The sequence below is a fragment of the Limnohabitans sp. genome, assembly GCF_044361645.1.
Taxonomy (GTDB): Bacteria; Pseudomonadota; Gammaproteobacteria; order Burkholderiales; family Burkholderiaceae_C; genus Limnohabitans_A.
The window spans coordinates 1-5,446 of sequence record NZ_JBIKIL010000178.1 but is presented as its reverse complement, the minus strand read 5'-3'; the positions used below and the strand labels follow the sequence as shown (position 1 = coordinate 5,446).

The 5,446-nt window shown below is 59.6% G+C and carries 5 protein-coding genes; 2 read left to right on the top strand and 3 right to left on the bottom strand.

What is annotated here, in order from left to right:
- Positions 1 to 92: 92 nt before the first annotated feature.
- The gene (locus ACIQ39_RS18410; protein ID WP_396436036.1) at positions 93 to 434 is read right to left on the bottom strand and encodes a hypothetical protein; all 342 of its coding nucleotides are present in this window, start codon (positions 432 to 434) and stop codon (positions 93 to 95) included.
- Between the two features lie 168 nt (positions 435 to 602).
- A complete protein-coding gene (locus ACIQ39_RS18405) occupies positions 603 to 2,294 on the bottom strand; it encodes a ShlB/FhaC/HecB family hemolysin secretion/activation protein (RefSeq protein WP_396436035.1) in 1,692 nt (563 codons plus the stop codon).
- 229 nt (positions 2,295 to 2,523) lie between these two features.
- Here ACIQ39_RS18405 and ACIQ39_RS18400 point away from each other — a divergent pair, with 229 nt between their 5' ends.
- Positions 2,524 to 3,240 (top strand): class I SAM-dependent methyltransferase, encoded by a 717-nt coding sequence (locus ACIQ39_RS18400; RefSeq protein WP_396436034.1) that lies wholly within the window; start codon positions 2,524 to 2,526, stop codon positions 3,238 to 3,240.
- Positions 3,241 to 3,560: 320 nt separating this feature from the next.
- Here ACIQ39_RS18400 and ACIQ39_RS18395 read toward each other — a convergent pair whose 3' ends face one another.
- Positions 3,561 to 4,352 (bottom strand): exodeoxyribonuclease III, encoded by a 792-nt coding sequence (locus ACIQ39_RS18395; protein WP_396436033.1) that lies wholly within the window; start codon positions 4,350 to 4,352, stop codon positions 3,561 to 3,563.
- Between the two features lie 11 nt (positions 4,353 to 4,363).
- Between ACIQ39_RS18395 and pyrE the strand changes: the two genes are divergently transcribed.
- Positions 4,364 to 5,074 carry an orotate phosphoribosyltransferase gene (gene pyrE, locus ACIQ39_RS18390; protein ID WP_396436032.1) on the top strand — a complete coding sequence of 237 codons (711 nt, stop codon included), beginning with the start codon at positions 4,364 to 4,366 and terminating at the stop codon, positions 5,072 to 5,074.
- The last annotated feature ends 372 nt before the right edge of the window (positions 5,075 to 5,446 follow it).

The following is a 5,446-nucleotide window of genomic DNA, read 5'->3' as shown; positions in this document are numbered from 1 at the left end:
GTTGCCTCAGGCGGATCGATGGAAGACGTTCTTGGACTACGTGGTGCAGAGAATCACCCGCCCCCTGCCGCCTTGGTATCCACCAAGTCAGCTCACGATGACAGAATAACTGCCGGATCTAGGTTGATCGCCACTTGCGCTGTGCTTTGGGTGATGGTCATTTGGCCGGGTGTTTGTGTGATGTGGGCCGCGCCTGCACTCACCACGCCGCCGTTGGGCATGGCCAAGACCAACCCACCCCATGCCAGCATCAAGGCCAGGGACAGGGGTCGCCACACGCCCATGACGTGGCCTGCGCGGCGGGCGCCTGTGCCCAGCAGGGCGGTGGCCAGCTTGCTGGAGGCGCTTGGCCTGCCCTGCGCTGGGGCGTGTTCTGCGCTGGCCACTTTGGTTGCCGTGTGGGGGCTCCAGGTGGCGTGGTCAATGGGGTTCATGCAAAGGTCCTCGGTTATAGCGCTGAGCACCAAGCCATTGGTCTGGCCAGGTGTGGTGTTGGAATGAGCGGCCAGGCCGACAGGTTTGGGTCAGGTCTTGTCGACGGTGCGCCAAGCTGCGCACAGGCATACGGGGCGTTGAGCTGGTGGTGGCTGATTCCCCGGGGCTCAAAAGTAGCTGACCGCCTGCACCCACGCGCGCGCTGATCGGTCTGGCGCTGACAAAGCCTTTTCGCTGCCCAATTTGCGTGCATAAAACGCTTTGACCGAGAAGTCCCCTGGTTTTGTCCAGTAAACGCCCACGCCAGCGCCGCTCAGGCGGCGCTGCTTTGTGCTCAGCCAAGGCTGGTGGTGCAGCTTGACGATGCCTGCATCCATGAACGCGGCCACTTGCCATTGGCCAGTGGCATGGCCGGGTATGCGCAATTGCTGGCGCGCCTCCAAACTCAGCAAGGCCCCTTCATCGGCGTAAGCCTCTCCCTCGGGATAGGCCCGCACGCCATACATGCCGCCGAGCGCCATCTTTTCGGAGACGTCCAGATTTTTCGAGGCGATTTGCCCGCTCAAAGAGCCATACAAACTCAGGCTGTCGTTGGCGCGCTGTACCCGCGACAGGGCAAAGGCCAACTTGCTGAATGGGCCATGGCTGTGTGCGGTCTCAGCATCGCGCTGCCGCGCAATGGGCGTCAGGATGTCGATGCTGCCTGCAGTCCACGCCAATGAATAGCTGTTGAACCCGCCGCCGCCCCATGCGTCTCGCTGATCACCATAAGCAGTGACCACGGCCACCTGCGCGCGTTTATCGGTGACCGAGGGCTCGGCATCAATTTGGTCATGGAATCTTTTGGATTCCAGTGACACGCCCACATGCTGGTTGCTTTGGCGCGTGCGCTGGCGTGTGTAGCTGCCAAACAATGCAGCAACGCGGGCATGACCATGGGCGCCCAAAACCGCAAAATCGCGGCCCAATGCATAGGCCAAGTCGCTGTAAGACACGCCCACACGGGCACGCCCCAGTGGCACTTGGTAGGCCACCCGGCCATAACGCAAACCCGCTCCTGAGGTGAGCACGCGCAGGCTGGCCAAGTCGCCACGGCCCCTGGGGTTGTTCAAGTTCAGCGTGAGACCGATTCTCTCTTCGCCTGTGTAGGGGCTGCCCGCATTGTCGGCGTCCAGGCTGCCACTGATGCGGGCATCCGGTGTGATATCGACCACCAGGTCGGACAAGCCCAAGCTGGCCCCCGGCACCAAGGTCGAGCGCACCTGCACACCCGGCAAATCTGACAGCAAGAGCAAACGCTCTTCCAGCGGGGCCAGCGTGATCACGTCACCTTGTTGCAAGTCGCGCAGCACATCTTGTGGCACTTGCTTGTCTAAGGCGCTTTTGTTGTTCAGCTGGACTTGGCCATATTGCCCTTCCAGCACACTCAGCGTGGCCACAGCATCGCGGATTTCCTGCGCGGGCACGTAGGCCCGGGCCACCAAATACCCGTTTTGCCGGTAGTGCAGCGTGATGCGTTCGGACATGGCTTTGAGGTCTGTCAAGTTCAGCACGCGTGCGGGCTCAAAGCCAGCAACTTGCAGCAACTCGGCTTCAGCAAATTTGCTGACCCCTGTCAATTGGATGCGATCTACTTTGAACTGCAGGGTCGAGACGGGGCCCGTTGCCGCGTTGGAATCTGTCGCTGCGGGCGCTTGAATCGCCGTGGGCGTGTCGCTGTCACGGGTGTTGGTGACCGGGGGTATTTGCCGCAATTGTCCGCCCGCGCTGGGCAGACTTTGGGCCATTGCGGGGCTCATCGCCAGCACCAACACAGGCAACAGCAAGAGCGAGCGGGCCAGGCTTTGGGGTTTGAACATGCGCATTCTTTCAGTGAGGTCCCGTGGCCCAAAATGGGCCTGTTGCAGAATGCCTTGACTGGGTTTGCCTGTCGGTTCGCTGCGGCACACAATTGGCTTTGCACGAGCGCGCACTGTGGTGCCGCACTTTGCTGGCACGGGCTACACATCCTGGTTTGGGCAAGCCTGTACAGTCGCCATCAGCCAGCGCCTTTTGGTTTTTTGTTTTCGCGCTGCACCGATTGTTTTTTTGAACCCCTCTTTACCCGGCTACCTGACCAAACAGGAAAGCATCGCGGTGGCTGGCGCAGATGATTTGCTGATCCGCTCCTTGCTCGACAGGAACCAGTTTGACGACCCCTTGGACGAGGCCTTGAACATGGGCATCTCATCGGCCACTTGGCCTTTGTTTGGTTTGCTTTGGCCATCGGGCTTGTTCATGGCCGAACGCTTGGCTTTGCGGCCCGTGTCGGATGAGCGCATTTTGGAATTGGGTTGTGGTCTGGGTTTGTCCAGTTTGGTGGCGCACAGGCGCGGCGCACAGGTCACCGCCAGTGACTGCCATCCACTGACCCATTCCTTTTTAGACGAAAACACCCGCCTGAACGGCTTGTCACCCCTGACTTATCGACACGGCTTATGGGGCCAAGCCGCACTGCGCGAAGACGGGTTGCCGGTGTTGACGCAAACGCGGGACACCCAGTTGACGGGTGTTTTTGACCTGATTGTGGGCAGCGATATTTTGTATGAACGCGATGACAAAGGTGCCCTGGCCGGTTTCATCAACGCCCATGCAGCGCCCCACGCACAGGTGTGGGTGATTGACCCCAACCGCGGTAACCGTTCGGCGTTTCACCAGCACATGGCACGCGCCGGTTTTGCACTCCAAGAGCAGGTGATGAACCATGCAGCGCATGGCCAGCGCCTTGCGTTCAGGGGTCGCATGTTGACTTACACCCGCGCTTGAAGAGCAGGGGTCCAGCCCCCTGAAGCTTGCCGTGGGCGAGGCCCCGTGTTTGTCCATCGCGCGGCCACGATCTGTGTCATCCCAGCTTTGCGCACGCATCCCAGACCTGCGCCTGGACCCAGAAAGCCCATGCGGTGTTGGCAAAGTGCCGCCATGCACACTGGAGTCCAGTTCAGCGCCCGGGTCGACAATCAACGCCCTTGAATGACCCCACTGCCCTGGCCTGACTTGAAATTCCTTGGGCTTACAAAACAATGGGGATGCGATGGATGCGTCAAGCGCGAAGGGCCTGACCCAGCAACTCTGCCCCAGTGGCGCTTTCACAGACTGAGGTCGTAGGTGATGGTGACCGGTGCATGATCGGAAAACTTTTCGCCCTTGTAAATCGATTCGCTCAGGGCTTGCGCGGCCATGGCCGGTGTGGCCAAGTGGTAATCCAAGCGCCAGCCGACGTTCTTGGCGTAGGCTTGCCCCCGGTTGCTCCACCAGGTGTAACAAGCATCGGTGGTGTCGGGTTGCAATTGGCGGTAGACATCGACCACGCCCCCTTCGGTGGTGAGCCGGGTCATCCAGTCGCGCTCTTGGGGTAAGAAGCCACTGTTTTTTTGGTTGCTGCGCCAGTTTTTCAGATCGGCTTGCTGGTGTGCGATGTTGACATCACTGCACAGGACAAACTCACGCCCTCTCTTCAAGGCCATGAGGTGCGGGTACATCTTGTCCAAAAATCGAAATTTGGCCTCTTGCCTTTCAGGCCCCGACGAGCCACTTGGGAAATAGCTGCTGATGATGGACAGCTTGCGGGCAAGGGTGTCAAAGCGCAGCTCCACGTAGCGCCCTTCTGCATCGAACTCTCCGTCATCGAATCCGACCACCACATCGCTGGGCACATGGCGGGTGTAAATGCCAACGCCCGAGTAGCCTTTTTTCTCAGCAAAATGGAAGTGACTCGGCATTTCGGCCAAGCTGTCGAACTTGCCGGACACATCGCTGGCTTGGGCTTTGACTTCTTGCACGCAAATACAATCGGACTTTTCTTGCCGCAGCCACGCTTCAAGCCCTTTGCTGGTGGCCGAGCGTATGCCATTGAGGTTGAGGCTGGTGAGTTTGAACAAGGATTTTCCCCATGGTGACAGAACAGGCAAGCAGCGCCCCAGTGCAGGCGATGGCTCAGGAATTTGTGCAGTTTGCAGTCGACTCGGGCGTGCTGCGCTTTGGTCAGTTCAAGACCAAAGCTGGACGCATGAGTCCCTATTTTTTCAACGCCGGCTTGTTTGACGATGGTGCCAAATTGGGCCGGCTGGTGCAATTTTATGCAAAAGCCTTGTTGGCCAGTGGCATCGAATTTGACATGATTTTTGGCCCGGCCTACAAAGGCATTCCGCTGGGGGCGGCTGTGGCTGTGGAGTTGGCCCGCTTGGGCAAAAACGTGCCCTTTGCTTACAACCGCAAGGAAGTCAAAGACCACGGCGAGGGCGGCAGTTTGGTCGGCGCACCGCTGCAAGGGCGGGTGTTGATTGTGGATGACGTGATGAGTGCTGGCACGGCCGCGCGCGAGTCCATTGCCTTGATCCAAGCCGCTGGGGCCCAAGCACACGCCATGGCCATTGCCCTGGACCGACAAGAGATGGCCACCGAAGTCCAAGCTGATGGCCTTGTGCGAGACCTACCGCACAGCGCAGTGCAGTATGTGCGCCAGACTTTGCGCATGCAGGTCTGCACCATTGCCCAGTTGTCCGATCTGCTGGCTTTTTTGCAAACCCGCGCCCACAAGCACCCCGAATGGTCAGCCCAGTTGGCGCATGTGCAAGCCTACCGAGAGCGTTACGGCGTTTGAATTGAACCTGAATCCGGCAGTTGGGCGCGGCCGAGGGGCTGACGAAGCAGGTCTCTGGCTAGGCGCGAGTGCCCCTGGACTGCCTGTCCTGGGGGCGCCGAGCCCATTTGCCGGTGCCTGGCCTTTGGCTGCCCAGCTTGGCGCATGGCCATGTCGCCATTTCCTGCGTGCAGCCCGCCTGAACGAGCTTTGCCCTTTGCGCCGAATTGCACTCGGCCCCAGCCCGCATCGCTGAGCATTTCATGATCCTATTTCCGGCAGTTGACGTTGCATAAACCGGCCGCAAGCTAGACTGGTAGCCAGTTTCAACGGATTTACAGAGGTCACCAAATGGGTGAAGCCAAAAGACGCCAACTCGCTGTCCAAACGCAA